Genomic DNA, 25,446 nt, shown 5'->3' on the forward strand with positions numbered 1-25,446 from the left:
CGATGAAAACCCTGGCAACTCTGAGCGTCCACAGCGGCGAATTTAACGATCAGCACGGGGCGGTGATGCCGCCGATTTACGCCACCTCGACGTTTGCGCAACCCTCTCCCGGGGAACATACGGGCTATGAATATTCCCGCAGCGGCAACCCGACGCGCCATGCCCTGGAAACGGCAATTGCTGAACTCGAGAGCGGCACGCGCGGATATGCGTTTGCATCCGGTCTGGCGGCGATCTCCACCGTGCTGGAGCTACTGGATAAAGACAGCCATATCGTCGCCATTGACGATGTGTACGGCGGGACCTATCGCCTGATCGAAAACGTGCGCAAACGCAGCACCGGCTTGCAGGTGAGCTGGGTGAAACCAGGGGATTTGGCGGCGCTGGAGGCGGCGATTCGTCCTGACACCAAAATGATCTGGGTGGAAACCCCGACCAACCCGCTGCTGAAACTGGCCGACCTCGCGGGGATCGCGGAGATTGCGCGCCGCCACAACATCATCAGCGTGGCGGATAATACCTTTGCCTCGCCGGTGATCCATCGTCCGCTGGAGTTTGGTTTTGATATCGTCGTCCACTCTGCGACCAAATATCTCAACGGCCATTCTGACGTGGTGGCAGGTCTGGCGGTGGTCGGCGATAACCGCGAACTGGCCGAGCAGCTGGGCTATCTGCAAAACGCCGTCGGCGGTGTGCTCGACCCGTTCAGCAGTTTCCTGACGCTGCGCGGCATTCGCACCCTCGCCCTGCGAGTCGAAAAACACAGCGCCAACGCGCTGGCGATTGCGCAATGGCTGGAGCAGCACCCGCAAGTCGAAAAAGTGTGGTTCCCGTGGCTGGAATCTCACCCGCATTACCAGCTGGCGCGCGAGCAGATGGCGCTCCCGGGCGGGATGATCTCCGTGGTCGTGAAAGGTGATGCGCAACAGGCCACTGCGATAATCCGCAAGCTGAAACTGTTTACCCTGGCTGAGAGTCTGGGCGGCGTTGAAAGCCTGGTCAGTCAGCCCTACAGCATGACCCACGCGTCGATTCCGCTGGAGCAGCGTTTAGCCAACGGCATCGTGCCGCAGCTGATTCGCCTGTCCGTCGGGATTGAAGATGCGAACGATCTGATCGCTGACCTTGAACAAGCGCTGAAAAATTAATCACATTGCGGCAGACATCGCGTCTGCCGCAACAAGATGCTGTTTAGCCTTAACGCCTTGATAACAATCTTTGTGAATCTGCACAGAATGGTTTTGAAACACCGTTTCCATTTTCCTTTTATCTGAAAATCAGCGTATAATACGCGCCTAATCCCTGGGTGAATGGTTTCAGCGCTTGGAATACAAAAAACAACGTACAACTTCTCCTCTCCTTCGTTGGGCCAGGTCTCAGGCACACTTTCTTCTGCACGCTCATTTGATGTCACCTATCCTTAGTGCGTGTCATTTAAAATTTCGCAACACAGGTTTGACTCTGCGGCAGTGCGCCCCCGGAGCGAGATTTCCATATCCTTCCCAACTTAAAGACTAAGACTGTCATGAAAAAGACGAAAATTGTTTGTACCATCGGCCCGAAAACCGAATCTGAAGAGATGCTGAGCAAAATGCTGGACGCCGGCATGAACGTGATGCGTCTGAACTTCTCTCACGGCGACTATGCTGAACACGGTCAACGTATTCAGAACTTGCGCAACGTGATGAGCAAGACTGGTAAAAAAGCAGCGATCCTGCTGGATACCAAAGGCCCGGAAATCCGCACCATCAAACTGGAAGGCGGCAACGACGTCTCCCTGAAAGCGGGTCAGACCTTCACTTTCACCACTGACAAAACCGTTGTAGGTAACAGCGACATCGTTGCTGTAACTTACGAAGGCTTCACCACTGACCTGTCCGTTGGCAACACCGTTCTGGTGGATGACGGCCTGATCGGTATGGAAGTGACCGCTATCGAAGGCAAAAACGTTGTTTGTAAAGTGCTGAACAACGGCGACCTGGGCGAAAACAAAGGCGTTAACCTGCCAGGCGTTTCCATCGCACTGCCAGCTCTGGCTGAAAAAGACAAACAAGACCTGATCTTCGGTTGCGAGCAAGGCGTTGATTTCGTTGCAGCGTCCTTCATCCGTAAACGTTCTGACGTGACCGAAATCCGTGAGCACCTGAAAGCCCACGGCGGCGAGAAGATCCAGATCATCTCCAAAATCGAAAACCAGGAAGGCCTGAACAACTTCGACGAAATCCTCGAAGCCTCTGACGGCATCATGGTTGCGCGTGGCGACCTGGGCGTTGAAATCCCGGTTGAAGAAGTGATCTTCGCGCAGAAGATGATGATCGAGAAATGTGTGCGTGCACGTAAAGTGGTTATCACTGCAACACAGATGCTCGACTCCATGATCAAAAACCCACGCCCTACCCGCGCAGAAGCTGGTGACGTGGCGAACGCCATCCTCGACGGTACCGATGCAGTGATGCTGTCTGGCGAATCCGCAAAAGGGAAATACCCGCTGGAAGCGGTGACCATCATGGCCACCATCTGCGAGCGTACTGACCGCGTGATGACCAGCCGTCTGGATAACAGCAACGATAGCCGTAAACTGCGTATCACCGAAGCTGTTTGCCGTGGTGCTGTAGAAACCGCTGAGAAACTGGATGCGCCGCTGATCGTGGTAGCGACCCAGGGCGGTAAATCCGCTAAAGCTGTGCGTAAATACTTCCCTAACGCCACCATCCTGGCGCTGACCACCAACGAAACCACTGCCCGTCAACTGGTTCTGAGCAAAGGCGTGATCCCACACCTGGTGAAAGAGATCGCTTCTACCGACGATTTCTACCGTCTGGGTAAAGAAGTGGCCCTGCAGCTGGTTGATTGTGGCCTGGCGCGTAAAGGCGACGTGGTAGTGATGGTTTCTGGTGCTCTGGTTCCAAGCGGAACGACCAATACTGCCTCTGTTCACGTGCTGTAATCATTACCAAACGAATTGTTTTCGTAAAAAAGCGCCCCTTGGGCGCTTTTTTTATTTATGGCGTCGCCATATTTATTCAAAATGCAAATCGAGTTTTTCTATTTAAGAGACGATTATCTAAGATGAATCCGATGAAAAATGTCTTTTTTAACATAGCTTTTTCGGCAAAAGGGGCAGATTCGTTGTTTCTTTGAGCGAACGATCAAAAATAGGTGTATTCCCATCAAAAAAATATTCTCAACCTAAAAAACTTTGTGTAATACTTGTAACGCTACATGGAGATTAACTCAATCTAGAGGGTATTAATAATGAATCGTACTAAACTGGTACTGGGCGCGGTAATCCTGGCTTCTACTATGCTGGCTGGTTGTTCTAGCAATGCTAAAATCGACCAACTGTCTTCTGACGTTCAGACTCTGAACGCTAAAGTTGACCAGCTGAGCAACGACGTGAACGCAATCCGTTCTGACGTTCAGGCTGCTAAAGACGACGCAGCACGCGCTAACCAGCGTCTGGACAACCAGGCTACTAAATACCGTAAGTAATAGTACCTGTTAATAAAATGGCGCACATTGTGCGCCATTTTTTTTGCCCTTTTCCGCCCTACTGCATCACCACTTCTTTCTCAACTTCTGAGACTGCGCTTGACGCGCTACTGTTCTGCACCGACAGCACCGAACTGTTCACCGACGCGGAGGGTACGTTTCCCACCGAGACCGCCACAGGAATGCCCGCGCGACGCGACAGGGCTTTATCAATCAGCGCTTTGTCATTCCCGTCAAGCGAAGCGAACGACGCAAAGCCGGCGTTGTGAACAATCGGCGTGGTTTGCGGGTTCTCCCCTTCAACCTGCGCCAGCGGGCGATGAACCTCGACATAGCGTTTCCCGTCAGGCTCTACCGAGTACTTCACCGGCTCGTTGATGATCTGCACGCGCGTGCCCACGCGAGCCTGCTCGAACAGCGCCTTAATGTCCGGCGCATTCATGCGCATACACCCGGAGCTGACGCGCAGCCCGACGCTGTCCGGCGCGCTGGTGCCATGAATCAGATACTCGCCGTTACCTATCCCCAGACGCAGCGCAAAGCGCCCCAGCGGGTTATTAGGGCCTGCCGGGACCACAGGCGGCAACTTGATACCCATTGCCAGCGAACGCGCTCTGATGCCCGGCGTAGGCGTCCAGGTTGGATTCGGGATTTTCTGGCTCACGCGCGTGGTGCTGACCGGCGTTTCCAGCCCCAGTTGACCAATTCCCAGGGGATAGACCTGGACGATATTTTCGCCCGGTGGGAAATAATAGAGCCGCAACTCGGCCAGATTCACCACAATGCCTTCGCGCGGCGTATCCGGGAGTAGCATTTGCGACGGGATGGTAATCACCGTTCCCGGCGCGGGATAGACCGGGGCAATCGTATTATTGGTTTCGAGGATCAGCTGCGCCGCCGTATTAAATCGTCGGGCGATCGCCTGCAGATTTTTGTCCCCTTCCTGGATAGCGTAGGTTTGATTTTGACCAATAAGGCGGCTGCCCGCTGGCGGCAACGGATAATCCATCGCGCTGGCAGAATTAAGGCCACCGAAAGTACTGATGAGTAAGAGTGTAATTATCGACGCGCGCTTCATACTGAGATTCCTTATTCACTGGCAGAACGCCAGAAAGCCGAAAAACCAGCGAGGTGAGAACCACCTCGCGAAACAGAATGAATGCAGTCTTTTTAGTTTAGCTAATGTTGGACGCTTTGGAGCGGATTGCGCGGATCATCGCTTCCAGCCCCTGGGAACGGGAAGGCGTTAGGTGTTGAGTCAGCGCCATTTTTTCAAACCACGGGCGCACATCGAAGGCGACGATGTCCTGGGCTGACATCTGGTGGTAAAGAATAAACACCACGGCCACCAGCCCTTTGACGATAGCCGCATCGCTGTCGCCCTCAAGCTCAATCACCCCATCGTCCCGCGGGTTCATGACGATCCAGACCTGGCTCTGACAGCCCTGAATGGTATTCTCCGGGCTGTGCGCTTCGTCGCTGAGGGCTGGCAGACGCTGCCCCAGCTCAATGATATACAGGTATTTCTCTTCCCAGTTGGCGCAACGACTAAAGTTACGCAACAGCTTTTCTCTGTCCGGCAACGCGGCCATGTCTTGCCTCTCTTTTATCCCAGCAGGTGATGGATGCGTTTTAGCCCCGTCACCAGCCTGTCGATCTCTTCTGTCGTGTTATACATCACCAGCGACGCGCGGCACATCGCCGGGACCTGGTAAAACGCCATCAGCGGCATCGCGCAGTGATGCCCGGTACGCACGGCGACGCCGTAGTTATCGAGGAAACTGCCGACGTCGTAGGCGTGATGCTTACCCAGATTAAAGGCAATTACTCCTTTGCGCGAGTCTGGGCCGTAGAGAGCGAGATCCGGCACGCTGGCCAGCTGCTCCAGGGCGTAACGCATCAGCGTCTCTTCATACTCGGCGATCGCATCGAGACCGATGGCCGAGACGTACTCTATCGCCGCGCCCAGCCCGATAATCCCGCCGGTATTCGGCGTACCCGCTTCAAAACGCCACGGCGCTTTCGCGTAGGTGGTGCCCTGCGTCAGGCTGACGGTGGCGATCATCGACCCGCCCCCTTCCCACGGCGGCATCGCCTGCAGGATATCCTCTTTCACATACAGCACACCAATCCCGGTTGGGCCATACAGTTTGTGACCGGAGAAGACGTAAAAGTCGCAGTCCAGGGCCTGGACGTCGATGGTGTGATGCATCACCGCCTGGGCGCCGTCCACCAGCACTTTCGCGCCGGTCTGGTGCGCTTTAGCGATGATCTCCGCCACCGGGTTTTCGGTGCCGAGGACGTTGGAGATCTGAGTGATGGCCACCAGCCGCGTGCGCTCGTCGAGCAGGGAATCCAGCTGCTCCAGCTGCAACGTTCCGTCCTGATTCAACGGGATCACCCGCAGCTGGGCGCCCACGCGCTCGCAGAGCATCTGCCAGGGCACGATGTTGGCGTGGTGTTCCATCTGGGTGATGATGATGTTGTCACCCGCGTGGACCTGCGCGCTGCCCCAGCTGTTCGCCACCAGGTTAATACCTTCGGTGGTGCCGCGCACGAATACCAGCTCTTCGGGCGAACGGGCATTGAGAAACGCGGCAATCTGCGTGCGCACATTCTCCATGCGCTGTGTCGCTTCGGCGCTCAGGGTGTGAATGCCGCGATGCACCGCCGCATAGCCGTGACGGTAGAACTCCGCCTCGGCGTCGATCACCTGGTTCGGCTTCTGCGCGCTGGCCGCGCTGTCGAGATAGGCAAGCGGCAGACCGTTCACTTCACGGGTCAGGACGGGAAAATCCGCCCGCACTTTCTCTACGGGAAAACTCATGCTTCGCCTCCTGGCAAACGCTGACCAATGCGTGCCAGCACCTGCTGTTTCAGGGTTTCATCGCGCAGGGCTTCCGTCAGCTCCGCGGCAAACGCGTAAATGATCATCTTCTGCGCGGCGTTTTTGTCGATCCCACGCGAGCGCAGATAGAACATCTGTTCATCGTCGATGCGCCCGACCGTCGCGCCGTGGCTGCACTTGACGTCATCGGCGTAGATTTCCAGCTGCGGCTTGGTGTCCACTTCCGCCAGACGCCCCAGCAGCAGATTGTTGTTGGTCATCTGCCCGTCGGTTTTGATGGCGTGTTGTGCCACGTTAATCAGGCCGTTGAACACAGCACGACCTTTGTCGTTGGCGATAACTTTGTGCATCTGACGGCTGTTGCAGTAGCCCTTGTTGTGCTCAAGCCAGGTGCGGGTGTCGCACACTTCGGACTTAACCGGCATCGCCAGGCTGTTGATGCGAAGCGTGGTGTTTTCGCCGTTCAGCTGGGTGCTGGTGTTGTGACGCAGCACCGCTCCGCCGAGCAGGAAGCTGTGGCTGTATGCCGCCGCGTCCGGGCCGATCAAAATGTCGTTATGAGCAAAGTGATGGCAGGCCGGGTTTTCAAACGCCAGCTTGATGTGATGCAGCTGGGCATTAGCCGCCACGTTCATCGTCAGGCGCGCGCCGGTAAAATGTTTGGTCTCATTCAGGCTGACGTAGTGCTCGATGATCGTCGCTTCCGCGCCCTCGGCCAGCTCGAGATGATGACGATAGTGCGCAGTGTTGACCTCATCGCCATCCAGCCCCTGGGTGATGTGCAGCAGCAGCAGCGGTTTCGCCGGGCGCTGGTTGCGCTTCACGCGGATGTGCGTCACACCCGACGCGAGGCTTTCGGTCAGATGCAGGAACACTTCTGGTTGAACCGGTGCGGGCAGCGTCTGGCGCAGGTCATTAATCTCGACCTCAAAGCCGCTCGCCTCGGTGCTGTCGCTCAGTTCAGGGCGGTAGCACCCGTCGACAAACACCAGCCGCACGGCGTCCACATTCAGCGCCAGGGCATCGCGCTGCGCCGGAGTGACCTCCGCCAGACGGGTGACGAACTGGCTGTTGAGCAGGCCGTCCAGCGGCGTGTATTTCCAGTTCTCGTGTTTGCGCGTCGGCAGACCGAGGCGCAGCATCTGTTGCAGGTGCTGTTGCGCCTGCTCGGATCGCGTTTCGCCCTGGGTTTCAAACAGGCGATGCCACTGCTGCAGCGCGTTACTGCTGTTCGGTAAGCCAGCCATAGCCCTGCTCCTCCAGTTGTTTGACCAGAGTAAAGTCACCGGATTTCACGATGCGGCCCTGATACAGGACGTGGACGTAATCCGGTTTGATGTAGTCCAGAATGCGCTGGTAGTGGGTGACGATAATGAACGAGCGTTTGCCGTCGCGCAGGGAGTTCACGCCGTCGGCAACGATTTTCAGCGCATCGATGTCGAGACCGGAGTCCGTTTCATCCAGGATGCACAGCTCCGGCTCGAGCACCGCCATCTGCAGGATATCGTTGCGCTTTTTCTCGCCGCCGGAGAAACCGACGTTCACGGAACGGGTAAGCAGATCTTCCGGCATTTTCAGCAGTTTGATCTTCTCTTCCATCAGATCCTGGAAATCAAAGCGATCCAGCTCCTCTTCGCCACGGTATTTGCGTACCGCATTCAGCGAGGTTTGCAGGAAAAACTGGTTGCTGACGCCCGGAATTTCGACCGGGTACTGGAAGGCCATAAAGATCCCTTCCCCGGCGCGGTCTTCCGGTGACAGTTCGAGGAGATCTTTGCCTTTAAACTCGACGGAACCGCCGACCACTTCGTAATCTTCACGCCCGGCAAGCGTCGCGGAGAGCGTACTTTTCCCGGAGCCGTTCGGCCCCATAATGGCGTGCACTTCGCCCGGCCGGACCTCAATATTCAGCCCGCGCAGGATCGCTTTATCTTCCACACTGACCTGTAAATCTTTAATGCTTAACATGTTTATTCCTTAACCGACACTGTGTTCAAGGCTGATGGCCAACAGTTTTTGTGCTTCTACGGCAAATTCCAGCGGCAACTCAGAGAACACGTCCTTACAGAAGCCGTTCACAATCATCGAAATCGCATCTTCTTCGCTGATACCGCGCTGCAGGCAGTAGAACAGCTGATCTTCTCCGATGCGCGAGGTGGTCGCCTCGTGCTCCAGTTGGGCGCTGTTATTGCGACACTCGACGTACGGGAAGGTGTGCGCCCCGCAGTCGGTACCGATCAGCATCGAATCACACTGGGTGAAGTTACGCGCGTTGGTCGCCGTCGGCATGATCTTCACCAGGCCGCGATAGCTGTTCTGGCTGTGTCCGGCGGAGATCCCTTTCGAGATGATGGTCGATTTGGTGTTTTTACCGATGTGGATCATCTTGGTGCCGGTATCGGCCTGCTGATACCCGCTGGTCAGCGCTACGGAGTAGAACTCTCCGATCGAGTTGTCGCCGCGCAGAATGCAGCTCGGGTATTTCCAGGTGATCGCGGAACCGGTCTCGGACTGGGTCCAGGACATTTTGCTGTTTTCGCCTTCGCACAGGGCGCGCTTGGTGACGAAGTTCAGGATGCCGCCGGTGTTGCCATCGCCAGGGAACCAGTTCTGCACCGTGGAGTATTTCACTTCCGCGTCTTTGTGGATGATCACTTCCACCACCGCGGCGTGCAGTTGGTAGCTGTCGCGCACGGGCGCGGAACAGCCCTCAATGTAGCTCACGTAGCTGCCTTCGTCGGCGACCAGAATGGTGCGCTCGAACTGGCCGGTTTTTTCCGCGTTGATGCGGAAATAGGTCGAGAGTTCCATCGGGCAACGCACGCCTTTCGGCACGTAGATAAAGGTCCCGTCGGAGGCGACCGCCGCGTTCAGCGCCGCAAAGAAGTTGTCGTTGCTCGGGACCACGGTGCCGATGTATTTCTTCACCAGCTCCGGGTGATCGTGAATGGCTTCGCCAAAGGAGCAGAAGATGATCCCCTGTTCGGCCAGCTTGCCACGGTAGGTGGTGGCGACCGATACGGAGTCAAAGATGGCGTCGACCGCGACTTCACGTCCCTCGCGGACCGGCACGCCGAGCTGCTCGAAGGCCTCTTCCACCTCTTTGCTCAGGAAGGTGTTGGCCCCGGTTTGCTGCACCGCACCAGGTTGTGAGGCGCAAGTGTCGTCACAGCTGCCGCAGGAGGGCGCCGAGTAGTAGCTGTAATCCTGATAATTCAGTTTGTCGTAGTGCGCCTTCAGCCAGTGGGGCTCTTCCATCTCCAGCCACGCGCGAAACGCGCTCAGGCGAAACTCGAGCATCCACTCCGGCTCGTTACGTTTGGCCGAAATCGCGCGCACCACCTCTTCGTTGATGCCTTTCGCTAATTCGTCCGTTTGCAGCTGGGTGAAGAAGCCCTCTTTATAGTTGAGGTGCCCGCCACTCCAGGTATTCACATCGTCAGTTGCTTCAGTATTACGAGACATAGTACCGCCTATACCCCAAAGCTTTCGCCGCAGCCGCATTCATTCTGCGCTTTCGGGTTATTGAATTTGAATAACTGGTTTAAGCCTTCGCGCACGAAGTCGACTTCAGTGCCATCGATAAACGGCATCGCCTGCAGGGCGACAAACAGCTTCGCCCCGTCGGTTTCGAATACCAGATCATCTTTTTCGGGCACGCTGACCGTATCCAGCACGTAGCCGAATCCGGCGCAGCCAGTCTGTTTAACGCCTAAACGCAAGCCCACAATTTCCGGCTTTTTCGCCACCAGCTCGTGAATATGCGCCGCCGCCGTGGGCGTCAGCGTCAAACCACGCCAGGCAAAATCAGCGGGATTAAAGGTTTCTGAATGCAATTCCATAGGTCCACCTCATCTATTAAGCCACCAGGGGCATTACACCATGTTAGTGATAACGATTATCACTTCAACCCCCTGACAGCAGGGGCTTTCGGCTAAACCGCCCTTTTTGGCTACTTTTATTAAGCATAGACCCTGCCACGCAGGTTATTTAGCTATGTCGAAATTGTTTAATCTATTGATGTATAACGCATTTGAGGGGGTTAAAGCGTGAGAATGGCGCAAGGGGAAAATATGTATCGGGAATACCTATTTATTTAATTGGTTTTAGAAAATCTACAGAATCAAACGATTACCCCAAAAACAGTGGCTTATGTTTTGCGCAGAGTCTATCGCTCCAGGAAAACACCGAATCCTGAGCGGGTGTGCAATGAGGGACTAAACTTTAGTCTGACACCTAAAGGAGATAACTATGTCATCACATGATTTTGAAAATGAAGCCGATCGCCTGGCGAAGAAAGCCCTGAACAAAGCCGATGAATTTGCGGGCGAGGCTCAGTCACAGTTTGGCGATGCGGTGGATTCACCGAAGCATCAGTTGAAAGGTGCCGCTCGCAAATACGCAGCACAGGCATCAGACGTCGCGTCAGAGGTCTCAGACAGAGTCCGTGATAATCCATTGACCGGATTGATGGCGGCGGGTGCGATTGGTCTTATCATTGGTCTACTGGTAGGCCGGAAATAAGCAGCAAAACGAATACGACAGGCCCGCAAGGGCCTTTATGCTATCGACAGGACGGTTAGCCTGCGATGAAAGAGACGGAAAAACCTTGCTCTCGCCAGTGGTCTAGCTGTTCCTGTTGACGTCTTGACGGCGCATGGCCGGTCCAGACAAAGAGTTTTTGACCGGGGAACAGTTCCGGTTTCGGCGAGTCAATCGGCTCAGCCAGCACATCAACATGCCATCCCTGCTGTGACAAACGCCCTGCTTCAAGCCATAAACGCGTACGATCGTCTGTATCCCAGCCAATCAGCAACGCCTCTTTGCCCGGTTTTTTACGCGCTTCGACCAGAAGCGTGGCAATAAAATCGATCAGCACGCCGTCCAGCAGGCTGGACATGTGTCGGGCGGTATTGTGATCGAGGCTTAAACGTTGACGAACGGGGATGAAAATGTGGTCAATGAGGGCTTCAACGGCGTGGTCACGACGGAATTCCGCAATTTTAAGCCGCAGTTTTGCCGGACTGGCAAAACGCAGCACCGTCATCATCTCTTCCTGGAAAGAGACCCAGTTGCTGTCGACCAGAGGATTACCGACTTCAAGCAACGCCTTTACCTTGCCAACCGAAATGCCGGTTTTCATCAGGCGTTTGATCTCTTCGATGCGCTGGATATCCTCTTCGTCAAACTGACGATGGCCCCCTTCACTGCGCTGCGGTTTTAACAAACCGTAGCGTCGCTGCCAGGCGCGCAGTGTGACGGGGTTGATTCCGCATCGTTCGGCGACTTCGCCGATACTGTATAAGGCCATTAACTCCCTCATGCTTAAACGCAATACTTCCATACCAAACCTGTTCAACTTTAGCAGATTGTACAAACTCATTGTATAACTAACAAATCACCAGGGTTCAAGCCGAATTTGTACAAGATTTGTTGTCCCTGGCCTGATTTGTACAACCTATGTCACTGTGAAAGGGGTTACAGCCCGGCTTTTTTCTCCGGCCACGCCACCGCTGGAATACCGCCAAAACGTGGGCTGGCAAACAGATGCCCCTGGAACTGGGAGATCCCCGCCGACTCAAGCCACATCCACTCTTCCGCTTTTTCGACACCCACAGCGCAGACCAGAATTTCCAGCGATGTACAGCATTTGATGATGGCCTGAATAATCGCCTGGCGCGGTCCGCTGCGATGGACATCCGCCACCAGATCGCGATTAATTTTGATTCGGTCTGGCTGGAACTGCGCCAGCAGTAACAGTCCGGCGAATCCGGCGCCAAAGTGATCGATCGCCACGCTGATACCGGCACTTTTCAGCTGCCTGACTGCGTCTTTAAATTCATCAAAGCGCGAGATTACCTCGCTCTCGGTAAACTCGACCACAATCTGCTCCGGCACCAGGCCGTTGGCTTCAATTTCATTCAACAAAAAGCCTACCGCGCCGGGCACATTCACCAGCGTCATCGGCAGCAGGTTGACGGATAACGCCTGCTCTTTCAGGCCCAGTTTACCCGCCATGGCGAACGCCACTTTCTTGCTGTCGAGGTCCGCCTGGTAAATATCGTTCCCGGTAAAAGCCTTGAAATACGCCTGCGGAGAATCACCAGTATGGGTGCGGATCAGCGCCTCGAACGAGACCACTTCCCGGGCAAACGGATCGACAATCGGCTGAAACGCAAAACCGCAGTCTGCGGTTTCATCCACCGCCAGCGGCCCGGAGGGGAGATCGTCTTCGTCCGGGATAAAGTCCCACGTATCTCCGGCGGGAATTTCGTAATAGTTAGCTTTTTCCGTGGCTTCGACAAAGGTGCGGAAGAACTGCAATGCGCGGTCGTTGTAGGTCAGCTGATACTTGGTCGTCCCTTTATCCAGAACCTGCTGGAGCACCTCTTCGCGTTCATAGGTTCTTAAATCGAACAGCTCCATCCCGGCTTTGCCGAAGCGGCGCGACGGGGCGTAATCGCACAAAAGTTCAACGAGATTGTAATGACGCGGGTCCTTGCAGATGTCGGCGTAAATGCGGAAAACGCTCTCCTCGGGGCCTTCGAGCAGCTGAAAGAAGTGGGTTCCGTTAAACAGTAAAATCCCGGTGACATCGGATTCCCCGTTTTTGATATTGGCCGCCGCGACCATCTCTTCCAGCGCTTTCACCGGAACGGTTTCGCAGAGATGACTGCGGTAGATAATTGTTGTGAGCATAGTGATTCCGGGAGTTAATGGAGTGTTTGCCGTTGGGCTCAGGACGCCCAGGTCTTTGTTATATCACATTAATTGATTAACAAATAATTCACATCACAATCAGTTTAGCCGCTATCGGCTATCCGTCCTCTTCGATCGGACAGATTTTCAGAATGAAACATCTTGTACAATATATTCTGTACTGATATCAACAGCCATCGCCAATAACCCACTGATAAACAACGAATAGCACTTTTTGATCAAAATTAACCTAAAAAACTGTACATCAGAAATGTACAACTTTTTAAAAAACGTATAACTTAAATTGTAACTTAGCTGACTACTTAATTTTACAGGAGTGATACATGCGTCAGAACAGCTACATTCCCGACAGCGCCAATGCGATTGTCCAGTATTTTGAGAAAGCCGCGCTACCGACGCAGCAGGAAACCCTCGGTCAGATCGTGGTGGAGATCCTGAGCGATGGCCGTAATCTGAATCGCAAGACCCTGTGCACCAAGCTGCTTAGCCGCCTCGACACGGCGTCTGGCCCGGAAGAAGAGAGCCACTACCACACCCTGATTGGTTTGCTATTTGATCGCTAAGATCCAATAGCAAACCCATTGAGCAGATCACCTGGTTTTTAAGGCAATTCTGACGAAGGAACGTTGCAGGCACTGAAAGACCTGGCAATCTTCAGCAGACCCCCTCGCGAGGGGATCTGACTTAATGCCGCACGGTGTAACATCACCCAGCGGCAATCAGAGATGCAGTTATGAGAAGTGAAACAGAGCAACTAATAGATGAATTAATTGGAGAGGCGGTTTTATCTCTTTTGAAAGAGCACGGCCCTGTCAGCAAGCAATCGCTTTTGCGGCGATTGCGGGACATGGAGGCGAGTGAGGCCGACCCTCGCCGTCGCGAAGCCCTCGCGGCGGTGATCGGCGAAATCAACGCCAGCGGTACGCCGTTTGCCCAACGTAAGAGAGCCCGTCCTCAGAGGGATCTGAACGGTCTAAAAAGTGAGCAAAACGATAATGTTTTCCCGCTGTTTGGCGATGGTAAGCCCGGCGGTTCAAAAAACATTCATTAACAGCAACCGATCAATAACCCTTACGGTGAGAATAAATGAGACAAAATATTCAAGTTCAACCCGCTATGTACGCTGGTTTTAGTGATAATCCTCTGTCTGAGTATTTCCGTAATGCGGGCGATAGACTGGCTGAAGAGTCTGCCCTTTTTGCTTCTGCGGTGAGCTGTATCATGGCCTCCGAAGGGCATCTGACCAATAAAGCCATTATCCTGTGGCTGATTAATGCCCTCGAATCCACCGACGACGTGGTGATGGGCGATGTGATCCGCAAAACCCTCGAAATCGTCGTCGGCTATACCATGGACGATATTTAAGACGCGATTTTTGCTATACAGGAGGCCAGAAGAGAGTATCGCCCTTGCTGCGGTTTTCTCACTGGCCTTCTCATTTTGTCGACACTAATGTCGAATGTCATGTCGAGCCCGGTCCTTAAAAATCAGTAATCCCTGTTAAATCAACGAAATGAAATTCTGGCACAGAACCTGCTTTAACGGTCTGTCAGATGACGCTCGTTCAACTCTTAACAGGTCTGTTATTGATGAAAAAAATCCCAAGCGTCTGCCCCTACTGTGGCGCAGGCTGTAAATTAAATCTCGTGGTTGAGAACAACCGCATCATTCGTGCCGAAGCCGCCGGCGGCGTCACCAACCAGGGCACCCTGTGTCTGAAAGGCTTTTACGGCTGGGACTTCCTCAACGATACCCGTCTGCTCACCCCTCGCCTCACCCAACCGATGATCCGCTACAACAAAGGCGACAAATTCACCCCTGTCACCTGGGACGAAGCGATCCGCTACACCGCCAGCAAGCTGAAAGCCATCAAAGAGCAGTATGGTCCGCGCTCGATTATGACCACCGGCTCGTCACGCGGTACGGGTAACGAAACCAACTACGTGATGCAGAAATTCGCCCGCGGCGTGCTCAACACCAATAACGTGGACTGCTGCGCCCGCGTCTGCCACGGCCCGTCGGTGGCCGGTTTGCAGGAGACACTCGGCAACGGGGCGATGAGTAATTCGATTAACGATATCGAGAACTCAAAGTGCCTGCTGGTGTTTGGCTACAACTGCGCGGATTCTCACCCGATCGTCGCCCGTCGAGTGATCAAGGCCAGGCAGAACGGCGCGAAGATCATCGTTTGCGATCCGCGTCGCATCGAAACCGCCCGCATCGCCGATCAGCATCTACAGCTCAATAACGGCAGCAACATGGCGTTGATCAATGCCTTTGGCTACGTGCTGCTGGAGGAGGAGCTGTACGACAAAAACTACGTCGCGCGCTTCACCGACGGCCTCGAGACCTATCGCCAGATCGTCAAGGATTACGCGCCTGAGAAGGTCGAGCATCTGACCGGCATTCCGGCGCGCGATGTGCGTCAGGCGATGCGCACTTTCGCCGCCGCGCCGTCCGCGACGGTGATGTGGGGTATGGGCGTGACGCAGTTTGGTCAGGCCGTCGACGTGGTGAAAGGCCTTTCCAGCCTGGCGCTGCTGACCGGCAATCTTGGCCGTCCTGCCGTCGGCGTCGGCCCGGTTCGCGGACAAAATAACGTCCAGGGCGCGTGCGATATGGGCGTGCTGCCGAACATGTTCCCGGGCTACCAGGAGGTGACCGACGCCGCCGTGCGCGCGAAGTTCGCCGAGGCCTGGGGCATTAACGTCAACGACATGGATGACCAGGTCGGGACGCGGATCACCGAAGTGCCACACCTGGCGCTGGAAGGCAAAATCAAAGCTTATTACATCATGGGGGAAGATCCGCTCCAGACCGAAGCGGACCTGGGCCTGGTGCGCCGCGGCTTTGAGGCGCTCGACTTCGTGGTGGTGCAGGACATCTTTATGACCAAAACCGCCGAAGTGGCGGATGTGTTGCTGCCAGCCACCTCCTGGGGCGAGCACGGCGGTGTGTTCACCTGCGCGGATCGCGGCTTCCAGCGCTTCGGCAAAGCGATCGAGGCCAGCGGGAACGTGAAGCGCGACTGGGAGATCATCAGCCTGCTCGCCAGCGCGATGGGCTATCCGATGCATTACGACTCTAACCAGCAAATCTGGGATGAAATGCGCGAGCTGTGCCCGCTGTTCTTCGGCGTAACATACGAAAAAATGGGCGAAATGGGTCACGTTCAGTGGCCGTGTCCGACGCTGGATCATCCCGGTACGCCCTACCTGTACAAAGACAATCAGTTCGACACGCCGAATTGCAAAGGCCAGCTGTTTGCCGCCCCGTGGCGCGCGCCTGCGGAAGTGCCGGACGCGGAGTATCCGCTGGTGCTGTGTACGGTGCGCGAAGTCGGCCACTATTCGTGTCGTTCGATGACCGGTAACTGCGCCGCGCTGCAAAGCCTGGCGGATGAACCGGGTCGCGTGCAGATGAATCCGGCGGACGCTGCGGCGCTTGGCGTATCGGACGGACAGCTGGTGTGGGTGCGTTCGCGTCGCGGGAAGGTGATCACCCGGGCGAACATCAGCGAGCGCATTAACGAGGGCGCGGTGTATATGACGTATCAGTGGTGGATTGGAGCCTGTAACGAGCTGACGCAGGACAATCTCGACCCGACGTCAAAAACGCCGGAAACTAAATATTGCGCGGTGCAGCTGGAGGCGATCGACGATCAGCGCTGGGCGGAAGATTATGCCGCATCGGCGTATCAGTCGATGAAAACCCGGTTGATTGATGCGGTGAACGTGTAACGAAAAAAGCCCGATGGCGCTACGCTTATCGGGCCTACAAACACCTCAACCGTAGGCCGGGTAAGGCGCAGCCGCCACCCGGCAACCCCGTTTACTCGTCCTCTTTCGCCTCGACCTCACGATACCAGCGCGGGTGATGTTTCTTCGCCCAGCGACGGCTCACCTTCCCTTCGATCATGCCGGTTATCGATCCCTTCACCCAGAACGCCATATAGATATGAATCAGGATGGCGTGGATCAGCACAATCGCCGCCGTGGCGTGAATGAGCAGGCTCCAGCGCACCAGCCAGATCGGGAAGTAGTGGGTAAAGTAAGGCCGCCAGATGATCACTCCCGTCGCCAGCAGGACGAAAATCAGGCTCATGATCGACCAGAACATCATCTTCTGCCCGGCGTTGTATTTCCCGACGTCCGCCACCTTATGCTCGTTGCCTTTCAGCACCTCCACGATACCCTTGATCCACGGCAGATCCTGTTTATCCGGGATATTGTGATGCACAAAACGGACAAACATAAACATCAGCGCAAAAAAGATCAGCACGCCGAAAAACGGGTGCAGGATACGCCCCATCTGCGGTGTGCCGAAGGTTTCCGTCAGCCACTGGAGGGTCGGGAAAAAGAGCGCAATACCGGATAACGACACCAGGAAGAAGCAGATCACCACCGTCCAGTGACAGGCGCGGTCGATAAACTTCGTGCGCAGGATCATTTTGCTCTTACTCATGCGGATTCTCCTCTTCGTCGTCGTCCGTCTCCTTGTTTGGCCCTACGCCGATGTAGTGGTAAATCAGCCCCGCGAAGGTGGCGATAAACCCGGCGGCGGAGAGCGGCTTGAGGATCCCCTTCCACAGATTCACCGGCAGATCGATCTTCGGATCCGTCGGCAGGTTGTGGTACAGCGCCGGCTGGTCGGCGTGATGCAGGACGTACATCACGTGCGTCCCGCCCACGCCCTGCGGGTTATAGACCCCCGCCTGCGCGTAGCCGCGTTTTTTCAGCTGCATCACGCGCGATTCGCCCAGCTCCAGCATCTCTTTTTTGGTGCCGAAATGAATCGCGCCGGTCGGGCAGGTTTTGACGCAGGCCGGCTCCTGGCCGACGCTGACGCGATCCACGCACAGGGTGCATTTGTAGACCCGGTTGTCGTCAGGATTGAGACGCGGAATATTGAACGGACACCCGGCAATGCAGTATCCGCAGCCGATGCAGTGTTCAGACTGAAAATCGACAATCCCGTTGGCGTACTGGATGATTGCCCCGGCGGACGGGCACGCTTTCAGGCAGCCCGGCTCCGCGCAGTGCATGCAGCCGTCCTTGCGGATCAGCCACTCCAGTTTGTTGTTCTGCGTGGTTTCGCTAAAGCGCATCACCGTCCAGGATTTGGCACTCAAATCCATCGGGTTGTCATAGACGCCCTCGCACACGCCGACCTCGTCGCGAATATCATTCCACTCCGAGCACGCCACCTGACAGCCTTTGCAGCCGATGCAGGTTGAAACGTCGATAAGCTTCGCCACTTCCGCTTTAAAATCCCGCGCCTGCGGCGGGGGGGTCATGACGTTGGTGGCCGAACGTTTGATAATATCTTGTGATTGCATAGACATACGCGGCCTCCCTTACGCCTTCTCGATATTGGCTAAAAACGCTTTGTATTCCGGCGTTTGCGAGTTGGCGTCACCAACGGACGGTGTCAGCGTATTGGCAAGGAACCCTTTGCGCGTGGTCCCTTCAAAACCCCAGTGACACGGGATGCCAATGGTGTCGATCTGACGCCCATCAATGGTCAGGGTTTGCAGGCGTTTGGTGACCACCGCTTTGGCTTTGATATACCCGCGTTTCGAGGTCACTTTCACCACGTCCCCGGCGACAATGCCCTTCTGCAGCGCCAGCGCTTCCCCCATCTCGATAAACTGATCCGGCTGGGCGATGGCGTTGAGCCGCGCATGTTTGGTCCAGTGGCGGAACAGTTCTGTGATCGAGTAAGTCGTGGCGACATACGGGAAGTCAGCCGCTTTGCCCATATTGGCGACATCTTCCCTGAACACGCGCGCCACCGGGCTGGAGATCACATTCGGATGCAGCGGGTTAGTGCCAATCGGTGATTCAAGCGGTTCGTAATGCTCCGGGAACGGGCCGTCGTTCATCTTGTCGATGGAGAACAGACGCGCCACCCCTTCCGGGTTCATGATAAACGGCCCAACGTTCGTGCCCGGCGCCGAGGCGTTGTAATCCGCCACGTCCATACCCGCCCATTTTTTCCCGTCCCAGTGCAGCAGGGCACGTTCCGGGTCCCATGGTTTTCCGGCGACATCCGCCGACGCGCGGTTATAGAGAATGCGACGGTTCGCAGGCCACGACCACGCCCAGCCCGGCGTACAGCCCAGGCCGTAAGGATCGCTGTTGTCGCGATTCGCCATCTGGTTGCCCTGCTCGGTCCAGCTTCCGCAGTAGACCCAGCAGAAGCTGCTGGTCGAGCCGTCGTCGCGCAGCTGCGCAAAGCTGCTGAGCTGCTGCCCTTTTTTAGCAACCAGCTGGCCTTTGTCGTCATACAGATCGGCGAGCGCCATGCCGTTGGCTTCGCGGGCGATCTCCTCCGGGTGCGGGTCGCGCGGATTTTTGTAATTCCACGACATGTTCAGCACCGGCTCAGGGTTTGCGCCGCCCTCCTGCTGATAAAGTTCACGCAGACGCGTAAACAGACGCCCGAGGATTTTGCCGTCGTGCATCGCCTCGCCCGGTGGTTCTGCCGCCGCCCAGTGCCACTGCAGCCAGCGGCCCGAGTTGGCGATCGAGCCGTCCTCTTCTGCAAAGCAGGACGATGGCAGGCGGAACACTTCGGTCTGGATCTCTTTCGGATCGACGTCGTTCATCTCGCCGTGGTGCTGCCAGAAGGTCGAGGACTCGGTCACCAGCGGGTCGATCACCACCATGTACTTGAGTTTCGCCAGCGCGCGCGCCGATTTGTTCTTGTCCGGGAACGCCGCCAGCGGGTTGAAGCCCTGCACGATGTAACCGTTGATTTTGCCGTCGAGCATCAGCTTCGCCTGGGTCATCACGTCATACAGACGATCCCACTTCGGCAGCCAGTCGTAGCCCCAGTTGTTCTCCGCCGTGGCGCGATCGCCCCAGAAACTTTTCATCATGCTGACAAAGAATTTCGGCGTGTTTTGCCAGTAGTTGACCTCATTGAGGCCCAGGGATGGCGGCGTGATTTGCGAGATATAGGTCTGATAATCCTGCTGTTTTTCCGACGGCAGCGGCATGTAGCCGGGCAGATTGGTGGAGAGCAGGCCGAGATCCGTATAGCCCTGAATATTGGAGTGACCGCGCAGGGCATTCACCCCGCCGCCCGCCATCCCGATATTCCCGAGCAGGAGTTGCAGCATCCCCGCCGCGCGGATGATCTGCGCCCCGGCCGAGTGGTGCGTCCAGCCGAGAGCGTACAAAATGGTCGCCGTGCGATTCGGCACGCTGGTGCTGGCGAGGATCTCGCAGATGCGGTTGAAATCTTCCAGCGAGGTGCCGCAGAGACGGTTGACCATCTCCGGCGTGTAGCGATCGACGTGCGCTTTGAGTAAGTTCCAGACGCAGCGCGGATGGCTCAGGGTATCGTCACGCAGGGCATGCCCCTGCTCGTCCAGCTGATAGAACCAGCTCGATTTGTCGTACTGACGTTTTTCGGCGTCGTACCCGCTGAACAGCCCGTCATCGAAAGCATAGTCGTCGCGAATAATCAGGCTGGCGTTGGTGTAGGCGCGCACGTATTCGTGCTGGATGGCGTCATGTTCGATCAGATAGCGGATGGCACCGAGCAAGAAGGCGGTGTCAGATCCGGCGCGGATCGGGGCATACAGATCCGCCACGGCAGCGCTGCGGTTAAAGCGCGGATCCACCACAACTACGGTCGCATCGTTTTTGGTCTGCGCTTCGATCACCCATTTGAAGCCGACCGGGTGCGCTTCGGCGGCGTTGCCACCCATGATCAGCACCACGTTGGCATTTTTAATATCGACCCAGTTGTTGGTCATTGCCCCGCGTCCGAAGGTCGGGGCCAGCGCGGCGACGGTCGGGCCATGGCACAGACGCGCCTGGCAGTCGATGGCCACCATCCCCAGCGCGCGGGCAAATTTGCCGTCGAGAATCCCGGTTTCATTGCTGGCCGCCGAAGAGCAGAGCATGCCGGTGGTGGTCCAGCGGTTGACCGTCAGACCCTGGGCGTTTTTCTCGATAAAGTTGGCGTCGCGATCCGCTTTCATCAGCCGGGCGATGCGTTCGATGGCGTCATCCCAGGAGATGCGCTGCCACTTGTCAGAGCCGGGCGCGCGGTATTCGGGATAGAGCAGACGGTTGTCGCTGTGGATATAATCCAGCACTCCGGCCCCTTTCGGACACAGGGAACCGCGGCTGACCGGATGATCCGGATCGCCTTCGACGTGATAGATACTTTCTGTGACGTTTTTGGCGGTGTCGCCGAGGCTGTACATCAGCATGCCGCAGCCAACTGAGCAGTACGTACAGTTATTACGCGTCTCTTTTGCTTTTAAGAGTTTGTATTGACGGGCTTCTGCGTGCGCAGAAAATGATGATAAAAATCCGAGAGATGCAACAGTGGTTCCTGCCATACCGCCCGCGCAGATCTTAAAGAACTGCCTCCGGCTAAGCTCCATTTATCCTCCAGCTTAAACTTAAGACTCGAAAAGGGATGGAGATTATAGGGTTATTAGAATTCAGAAACCATTATCCATTTGTGGTTATAAGACCATGAACTCACAAAGGACAAAAACAAAAAAGGCCGCATTAGCGGCCTTTTCAACAAGCGGGAGATTAATGGACGTGAACGCCTAACCGCCAGGCAAAGTAGATCTCTTCTTTCAGTTCGTTGGAAGAGAGCGCGAGCAGGTCGGCAAACTCCAGTTCAAGCTGTTTCAGCTTTTTCAGGTACTGCGCCGGGGACAAATTGCTCTTATCGCGACGTAAAAACTCTACTGCCAGTTGGGTGGGGCTCATTTCGGTATCCATAACATCCTCTCTATGTACAAAACCTGACCAGTATAGCACGTCTGACTGACCAATTTTTGACCAAAGACAATTCCTCTCAGATGTTTACCTTTATTTAAACCACCGCCGTGGTGAGTCGCGACGAGCAGCACAGTCGTTCCTGCTCGTCGAAAATGTCGATCTGCCACACCTGATGGCGACTGCCTGCGTGCAGCGCACGACACACTCCGCGCACGCGCCCGCTGCGCACGGAACGAATGTGGTTGGCATTGACCTCCAGCCCCACCACTTTTTGCTCGCCCTCGGTACAGAGATAGCCCGCCACCGAGCCCAGCGTTTCCGCCAGCACCACCGAGGCACCGCCGTGCAGCAGGCCAAACGGCTGATGCGTGCGGCTGTCCACCGGCATAGTGGCTTCGAGGTCGTTTTCACCGATGCGCGTAAACTGAATATCGAGCAAACCGACCATATTCCCCTCGCCCATGGCGTTGAGCGCCTCAAGCGATGCGGTACGTTTCCAGATCATCCCATAATCTCCAGTAATGCCTGCAGTGGATGGCGAACGCCGCTGCCTTCCACGCGTTTCACCTGGCTGCGACAGGAATAGCCTGTTGCCAGACAGCGGTTGCGCGGCAGACGTTGCATCGCCTGATGCCATGACAATTCGTAGATCCCCAGCGAGTTAGCGTGGTTTTTCACTTCGTGGCCGTAGGTCCCGGCCATCCCGCAGCAGCCGACGCTGACGTTTTCCAGCTTCGCGCCAAAGCGCGCAAAAATAGACGCCCATTGCGCCGGTGCACCCGGCAGCGCCGTCACTTCCGTACAGTGTCCGAACAGATACCAGGCTTCGCCGCTCACCTCTTTCGCCGCCGCAGATTGCAGCGCGGCTGGCAGCCATTCATGCACCAGCATCACGCTGAAATCCCCGCGCTTGTCGCCCAGCGTCTGTTTGTACTCATCGCGATAACAGAGCACCAGCGCCGGATCGACGCCCACCATCGGCATGCCCAGCTGCGCGATGCGGTTCAAAAAGTCCGACGTTTTCTGCGCCGTTTTCGCAAAGCGATTCAGGAAGCCTTTGATGTGCTGCGCCTTGCCGTTCGGCGAGAATGGCAGGACCACCGGCTGATAGCCGACGCGCTCCACCAGACGGACAAAATCGGCCACCACCTGCGCGTCGTAATAGCTGGTGAACGGGTCCTGCACCACCAGCACGGTTTTGGCTTTTTGCTCGTCGCTCAGGGACTCGAGCTGTTCCAGGGTCATATTGGCCGAACGGTGGCCGACCAGCTGACGCTGCAGTGACGGCGTGGAGAGCAGCGGCAGATCGACCATCCCGATATGTTTTTCGGAAAGCTTGCGCACCAGCGGCTGGTTGATGAAAAAGTTGAAGGTCTTCGGCGCGCGCGCCATCAGCGGGGCGTAGCTTTCGACCGTCGCCACCAGATGATCGCGCACCGGGCGCAGATAGCGGGAGTGATACAGCTGCAGGAAGCGCGAGCGGAACTCCGGCACGTCGATTTTGATCGGGCATTGCGTCGAGCAGGCTTTACAGGCCAGACAGCCGGACATCGCCTCTTTCACTTCGTGGGAAAAATCGTACTCGCCTTTACTGGCATGCCAGCTATTCCTGGAACGTTCGATCAGCGTGCGCAGGCTGGCGCGTTTTTCCGGCAGATCGTTTTCCAGCTTCAGCGGATCGACGCCGCGATCGGCCAGCAGACGCAGCCACTCGCGCACCAGCGTCGCTCGCCCTTTTGGGGAATGGATGCGGTTGCTGGTGATTTTCATCGACGGGCACATCGGGCTTTTCACGTCGAAGTTAAAGCACAGGCCGTTGCCGTTACACTCCATCGCCCCGCGCCAGGATGAGCGCACGGCAATCGGAATTTGTCGGTCATAAGTGCCGCGTTTTATCGCGTCGACCTGCATCATCGGATCGTCCACGCCCGCAGGCGGGCAGATTTTGCCGGGGTTAAGACGGTTATTAGGGTCAAACGCGGCTTTGATTTTGCGCAGTTCGCCGTACAGCTGCTCGCCGAAGAACGCCGGGCTGTACTCCGCGCGAAAGCCCTTCCCGTGCTCGCCCCACAGCAGGCCGCCGTATTTTGCCGTCAGCGCCACTACGTCGTCGGAGATCTGCTTCATCAGCATCTCCTGCTGCGGGTCGCACATATCCAGCGCCGGACGCACGTGCAGCACGCCCGCATCGACGTGGCCAAACATGCCGTAGCTCAGGCCGTGGCTGTCGAGTAATGCGCGAAACTCGACGATGTAATCCGCCAGATGTTCCGGCGGCACGCAGGTGTCTTCCGCAAACGGGATCGGTTTGGCTGCCCCTTTGGCGTTCCCCAGCAGGCCGACCGCTTTTTTACGCATCGCGTAGATGCGCTCAATGCCTGAGAGATCGTTACACAGCTGCCAGCCAATCACGCCGCCCTCGCCCTGCGCGATCAGTTCGTCGAGACGGGCGCAGAGCGTCTGCACCTGTGAGTCGATAAGTTCCGCATCATCGCCAGCAAATTCCACGATGTTCAGGCCGAGCATCTCTTTATCCGGCACGTCGGTGATCAGCTCGCTGACTGAGTGCCAGACGATATCTTCTCGCGCCAGATTAAGCACTTTCGAGTCGACGGTTTCCACCGACAGGGCGCGCGCCTCGACCATAAAAGGCGCGTTGCGCAGGGCGGCATCGAAGGAGTTGTATTTGACGTTCACCAGACGGCGCACTTTTGGCAGCCGGGTGATATCCAGACGCGCCTCGGTGATAAAGGCCAGCGTCCCTTCGGAGCCGGTCAGAATGCGGGTCAGGTCGAACTCACTGAGGTCGTCATTAAAGACGTGGCGCAGATCGTAGCCCGTCAGGAAGCGGTTCAGTTTCGGGAATTTATCCAGAATCAGCTGGCGGTTGTCACGACAGCTGTCGAGCACGCTGCGATAGATGCGCCCGACCGCCGTGTTATCTTGTCCAAGGGTTTCGGCCAGTTGCACCGGCACCGCCTGGGTATCGAGAATGTCGCCGCCGAGCAGTACCGCACGCACGCCGAGCACGTGATCGGAGGTTTTGCCGTACACCAGCGAACCCTGGCCGGAGGCATCGGTGTTAATCATCCCGCCCAGGGTGGCGCGGTTACTGGTGGATAATTCCGGGGCGAAGAAGTAGCCGTAAGGTTTCAGGAACTGGTTGAGCTGATCTTTGATCACCCCCGCTTCGACGCGTACCCAGCCCTCTTCCGGGTTGATCTCAATGATACGATTCATGTAACGCGACATATCAATGATGATGCCCTGATTCAGGGCCTGACCATTGGTGCCGGTTCCGCCACCGCGCGGGGTGAAGACCAGCGAGGCGAAACGCTCCTGCGCCGCCAGCCGGGAAAGCAGGGCCACATCGGCGGTCGAGCGAGGAAATACGACGGCATCGGGAAGTAACTGATAGATACTGTTGTCTGTCGCCATCGTCAGCCTGTCGGCATAGTTGGTGGCGGTATCACCTGTAAAACCCTGCTGCTCCAGTGCTTGCAAATAAGTCAGCACCAGCTGAACGACGCCGGGTGCCTGAGAAATCAATGGGATCATTACGGAAGACCCTAATTAGAGTTGTTTATCGTTTGCGTTGTGCTTGCCTTTGAATTGTTGTATCACATT

24 protein-coding genes are annotated in these 25,446 nt (G+C 56.3%); 9 read left to right on the forward strand and 15 right to left on the reverse strand.

Features of this window, described 5'->3' with window-relative positions; all coding sequences use genetic code 11:
- The first annotated feature begins 2 nt into the window (after positions 1 to 2).
- From QQF33_RS20275 to QQF33_RS20285, 4 genes are all read left to right on the forward strand, one after another.
- A complete protein-coding gene (locus QQF33_RS20275) occupies positions 3 to 1,148 on the forward strand; it encodes a trans-sulfuration enzyme family protein (protein WP_285158483.1) in 1,146 nt (381 codons plus the stop codon).
- A gap of 175 nt (positions 1,149 to 1,323) precedes the next feature.
- On the forward strand, positions 1,324 to 1,518 hold the full coding sequence (gene ynhH / locus QQF33_RS25950; protein ID WP_452233249.1) for a protein YnhH: 195 nt from the start codon (positions 1,324 to 1,326) through the stop codon (positions 1,516 to 1,518).
- A 7-nt stretch (positions 1,519 to 1,525) separates the two neighbouring features.
- Positions 1,526 to 2,947 (forward strand): pyruvate kinase PykF, encoded by a 1,422-nt coding sequence (gene pykF, locus QQF33_RS20280; protein ID WP_154125223.1) that lies wholly within the window; start codon positions 1,526 to 1,528, stop codon positions 2,945 to 2,947.
- A 308-nt stretch (positions 2,948 to 3,255) separates the two neighbouring features.
- Positions 3,256 to 3,492, forward strand: a complete 237-nt coding sequence (locus tag QQF33_RS20285; RefSeq protein WP_095281761.1) for a major outer membrane lipoprotein — start codon at positions 3,256 to 3,258, stop codon at positions 3,490 to 3,492.
- 58 nt (positions 3,493 to 3,550) lie between these two features.
- Here QQF33_RS20285 and ldtE read toward each other — a convergent pair whose 3' ends face one another.
- The 7 genes from ldtE to sufA form a co-directional block, all read right to left on the reverse strand.
- Entirely contained in the window at positions 3,551 to 4,570 is a 1,020-nt protein-coding gene (gene ldtE, locus QQF33_RS20290) for a L,D-transpeptidase LdtE (RefSeq protein ID WP_285158484.1), read from the reverse strand.
- Positions 4,571 to 4,667: 97 nt separating this feature from the next.
- Positions 4,668 to 5,084: a cysteine desulfuration protein SufE gene (gene sufE / locus QQF33_RS20295; RefSeq protein WP_285158485.1), complete on the reverse strand. Its 417-nt coding sequence runs from the start codon at positions 5,082 to 5,084 to the stop codon at positions 4,668 to 4,670.
- Between the two features lie 14 nt (positions 5,085 to 5,098).
- Positions 5,099 to 6,319, reverse strand: coding sequence for a cysteine desulfurase SufS (sufS, locus tag QQF33_RS20300; protein WP_282491957.1), 1,221 nt, complete (start codon positions 6,317 to 6,319; stop codon positions 5,099 to 5,101).
- A complete protein-coding gene (gene sufD / locus QQF33_RS20305; protein WP_285158486.1) occupies positions 6,316 to 7,587 on the reverse strand; it encodes a Fe-S cluster assembly protein SufD in 1,272 nt (423 codons plus the stop codon). The genes sufS and sufD overlap by 4 nt, the downstream gene beginning before the upstream one ends.
- Complete coding sequence (sufC, locus tag QQF33_RS20310; RefSeq protein ID WP_282491959.1) at positions 7,562 to 8,308, reverse strand: Fe-S cluster assembly ATPase SufC; 747 nt, start codon at positions 8,306 to 8,308, stop codon at positions 7,562 to 7,564. The genes sufD and sufC overlap by 26 nt, the downstream gene beginning before the upstream one ends.
- A 9-nt stretch (positions 8,309 to 8,317) precedes the next feature.
- Positions 8,318 to 9,805: a Fe-S cluster assembly protein SufB gene (gene sufB / locus QQF33_RS20315; RefSeq protein WP_095281755.1), complete on the reverse strand. Its 1,488-nt coding sequence runs from the start codon at positions 9,803 to 9,805 to the stop codon at positions 8,318 to 8,320.
- Positions 9,806 to 9,813: 8 nt separating this feature from the next.
- Positions 9,814 to 10,182: a Fe-S cluster assembly scaffold SufA gene (sufA, locus tag QQF33_RS20320; protein ID WP_285158487.1), complete on the reverse strand. Its 369-nt coding sequence runs from the start codon at positions 10,180 to 10,182 to the stop codon at positions 9,814 to 9,816.
- Between the two features lie 409 nt (positions 10,183 to 10,591).
- Here sufA and QQF33_RS20325 point away from each other — a divergent pair, with 409 nt between their 5' ends.
- Positions 10,592 to 10,864, forward strand: coding sequence for a DUF883 family protein (locus QQF33_RS20325; RefSeq protein WP_100780447.1), 273 nt, complete (start codon positions 10,592 to 10,594; stop codon positions 10,862 to 10,864).
- Positions 10,865 to 10,919: 55 nt separating this feature from the next.
- Here the strand turns inward: QQF33_RS20325 and QQF33_RS20330 are convergent, their stop codons facing one another.
- A complete protein-coding gene (locus QQF33_RS20330; RefSeq protein WP_285144711.1) occupies positions 10,920 to 11,651 on the reverse strand; it encodes a MerR family transcriptional regulator in 732 nt (243 codons plus the stop codon).
- 167 nt (positions 11,652 to 11,818) lie between these two features.
- A complete protein-coding gene (locus QQF33_RS20335) occupies positions 11,819 to 13,039 on the reverse strand; it encodes a diguanylate phosphodiesterase (RefSeq protein WP_285158488.1) in 1,221 nt (406 codons plus the stop codon).
- Between the two features lie 344 nt (positions 13,040 to 13,383).
- Here QQF33_RS20335 and ycgZ point away from each other — a divergent pair, with 344 nt between their 5' ends.
- The 4 genes from ycgZ (at position 13,384) to fdhF (ending at position 16,800) form a co-directional block, all read left to right on the forward strand.
- Positions 13,384 to 13,623 carry a regulatory protein YcgZ gene (ycgZ, locus tag QQF33_RS20340; RefSeq protein ID WP_282491963.1) on the forward strand — a complete coding sequence of 80 codons (240 nt, stop codon included), beginning with the start codon at positions 13,384 to 13,386 and terminating at the stop codon, positions 13,621 to 13,623.
- Between the two features lie 170 nt (positions 13,624 to 13,793).
- Positions 13,794 to 14,111, forward strand: a complete 318-nt coding sequence (locus QQF33_RS20345; RefSeq protein WP_285144713.1) for a hypothetical protein — start codon at positions 13,794 to 13,796, stop codon at positions 14,109 to 14,111.
- A gap of 35 nt (positions 14,112 to 14,146) precedes the next feature.
- Positions 14,147 to 14,425 (forward strand): biofilm development regulator YmgB/AriR family protein, encoded by a 279-nt coding sequence (locus tag QQF33_RS20350; RefSeq protein WP_282491965.1) that lies wholly within the window; start codon positions 14,147 to 14,149, stop codon positions 14,423 to 14,425.
- Positions 14,426 to 14,649: 224 nt separating this feature from the next.
- Entirely contained in the window at positions 14,650 to 16,800 is a 2,151-nt protein-coding gene (gene fdhF / locus QQF33_RS20355; protein WP_285158489.1) for a formate dehydrogenase subunit alpha, read from the forward strand.
- Positions 16,801 to 16,891: 91 nt separating this feature from the next.
- Here the strand turns inward: fdhF and fdnI are convergent, their stop codons facing one another.
- The 6 genes from fdnI to ydiJ form a co-directional block, all read right to left on the reverse strand.
- Positions 16,892 to 17,524 carry a formate dehydrogenase-N subunit gamma gene (gene fdnI / locus QQF33_RS20360; protein WP_285144716.1) on the reverse strand — a complete coding sequence of 211 codons (633 nt, stop codon included), beginning with the start codon at positions 17,522 to 17,524 and terminating at the stop codon, positions 16,892 to 16,894.
- Complete coding sequence (gene fdxH / locus QQF33_RS20365) at positions 17,517 to 18,404, reverse strand: formate dehydrogenase subunit beta (protein WP_285144717.1); 888 nt, start codon at positions 18,402 to 18,404, stop codon at positions 17,517 to 17,519. Before fdxH ends, fdnI begins: the two co-directional genes overlap by 8 nt.
- Positions 18,405 to 18,416: 12 nt before the next feature.
- The gene (fdnG, locus tag QQF33_RS20370) at positions 18,417 to 21,467 is read right to left on the reverse strand and encodes a formate dehydrogenase-N subunit alpha (RefSeq protein ID WP_285158490.1); all 3,051 of its coding nucleotides are present in this window, start codon (positions 21,465 to 21,467) and stop codon (positions 18,417 to 18,419) included.
- Positions 21,468 to 21,624: 157 nt separating this feature from the next.
- Positions 21,625 to 21,819, reverse strand: a complete 195-nt coding sequence (locus QQF33_RS20375; RefSeq protein WP_100780454.1) for a YdiH family protein — start codon at positions 21,817 to 21,819, stop codon at positions 21,625 to 21,627.
- A 94-nt stretch (positions 21,820 to 21,913) separates the two neighbouring features.
- Complete coding sequence (gene menI, locus QQF33_RS20380; protein WP_285150190.1) at positions 21,914 to 22,324, reverse strand: 1,4-dihydroxy-2-naphthoyl-CoA hydrolase; 411 nt, start codon at positions 22,322 to 22,324, stop codon at positions 21,914 to 21,916.
- Positions 22,321 to 25,377: a D-2-hydroxyglutarate dehydrogenase YdiJ gene (gene ydiJ, locus QQF33_RS20385; RefSeq protein WP_285158491.1), complete on the reverse strand. Its 3,057-nt coding sequence runs from the start codon at positions 25,375 to 25,377 to the stop codon at positions 22,321 to 22,323. Before ydiJ ends, menI begins: the two co-directional genes overlap by 4 nt.
- Between the last annotated feature and the right edge of the window lie 69 nt (positions 25,378 to 25,446).

The organism is Lelliottia wanjuensis (genome assembly GCF_030238365.1).
In the GTDB taxonomy this organism is placed as follows: domain Bacteria; phylum Pseudomonadota; class Gammaproteobacteria; order Enterobacterales; family Enterobacteriaceae; genus Enterobacter; species Enterobacter wanjuensis.

Coding starts and splice junctions, on each gene's coding strand:
- QQF33_RS20275 (WP_285158483.1), top strand. CDS start 3: ATGAAAACCCTGGCAACTCTGAGCGTCCACAGCGGCGAATTTAACGAT.
- pykF (WP_154125223.1), top strand. CDS start 1,526: ATGAAAAAGACGAAAATTGTTTGTACCATCGGCCCGAAAACCGAATCT.
- QQF33_RS20285 (WP_095281761.1), top strand. CDS start 3,256: ATGAATCGTACTAAACTGGTACTGGGCGCGGTAATCCTGGCTTCTACT.
- ldtE (WP_285158484.1), bottom strand. CDS start 4,570: ATGAAGCGCGCGTCGATAATTACACTCTTACTCATCAGTACTTTCGGT.
- sufE (WP_285158485.1), bottom strand. CDS start 5,084: ATGGCCGCGTTGCCGGACAGAGAAAAGCTGTTGCGTAACTTTAGTCGT.
- sufS (WP_282491957.1), bottom strand. CDS start 6,319: ATGAGTTTTCCCGTAGAGAAAGTGCGGGCGGATTTTCCCGTCCTGACC.
- sufD (WP_285158486.1), bottom strand. CDS start 7,587: ATGGCTGGCTTACCGAACAGCAGTAACGCGCTGCAGCAGTGGCATCGC.
- sufC (WP_282491959.1), bottom strand. CDS start 8,308: ATGTTAAGCATTAAAGATTTACAGGTCAGTGTGGAAGATAAAGCGATC.
- sufB (WP_095281755.1), bottom strand. CDS start 9,805: ATGTCTCGTAATACTGAAGCAACTGACGATGTGAATACCTGGAGTGGC.
- sufA (WP_285158487.1), bottom strand. CDS start 10,182: ATGGAATTGCATTCAGAAACCTTTAATCCCGCTGATTTTGCCTGGCGT.
- QQF33_RS20325 (WP_100780447.1), top strand. CDS start 10,592: ATGTCATCACATGATTTTGAAAATGAAGCCGATCGCCTGGCGAAGAAA.
- QQF33_RS20330 (WP_285144711.1), bottom strand. CDS start 11,651: ATGGCCTTATACAGTATCGGCGAAGTCGCCGAACGATGCGGAATCAAC.
- QQF33_RS20335 (WP_285158488.1), bottom strand. CDS start 13,039: ATGCTCACAACAATTATCTACCGCAGTCATCTCTGCGAAACCGTTCCG.
- ycgZ (WP_282491963.1), top strand. CDS start 13,384: ATGCGTCAGAACAGCTACATTCCCGACAGCGCCAATGCGATTGTCCAG.
- QQF33_RS20345 (WP_285144713.1), top strand. CDS start 13,794: ATGAGAAGTGAAACAGAGCAACTAATAGATGAATTAATTGGAGAGGCG.
- QQF33_RS20350 (WP_282491965.1), top strand. CDS start 14,147: ATGAGACAAAATATTCAAGTTCAACCCGCTATGTACGCTGGTTTTAGT.
- fdhF (WP_285158489.1), top strand. CDS start 14,650: ATGAAAAAAATCCCAAGCGTCTGCCCCTACTGTGGCGCAGGCTGTAAA.
- fdnI (WP_285144716.1), bottom strand. CDS start 17,524: ATGAGTAAGAGCAAAATGATCCTGCGCACGAAGTTTATCGACCGCGCC.
- fdxH (WP_285144717.1), bottom strand. CDS start 18,404: ATGTCTATGCAATCACAAGATATTATCAAACGTTCGGCCACCAACGTC.
- fdnG (WP_285158490.1), bottom strand. CDS start 21,467: ATGGAGCTTAGCCGGAGGCAGTTCTTTAAGATCTGCGCGGGCGGTATG.
- QQF33_RS20375 (WP_100780454.1), bottom strand. CDS start 21,819: ATGGATACCGAAATGAGCCCCACCCAACTGGCAGTAGAGTTTTTACGT.
- menI (WP_285150190.1), bottom strand. CDS start 22,324: ATGATCTGGAAACGTACCGCATCGCTTGAGGCGCTCAACGCCATGGGC.
- ydiJ (WP_285158491.1), bottom strand. CDS start 25,377: ATGATCCCATTGATTTCTCAGGCACCCGGCGTCGTTCAGCTGGTGCTG.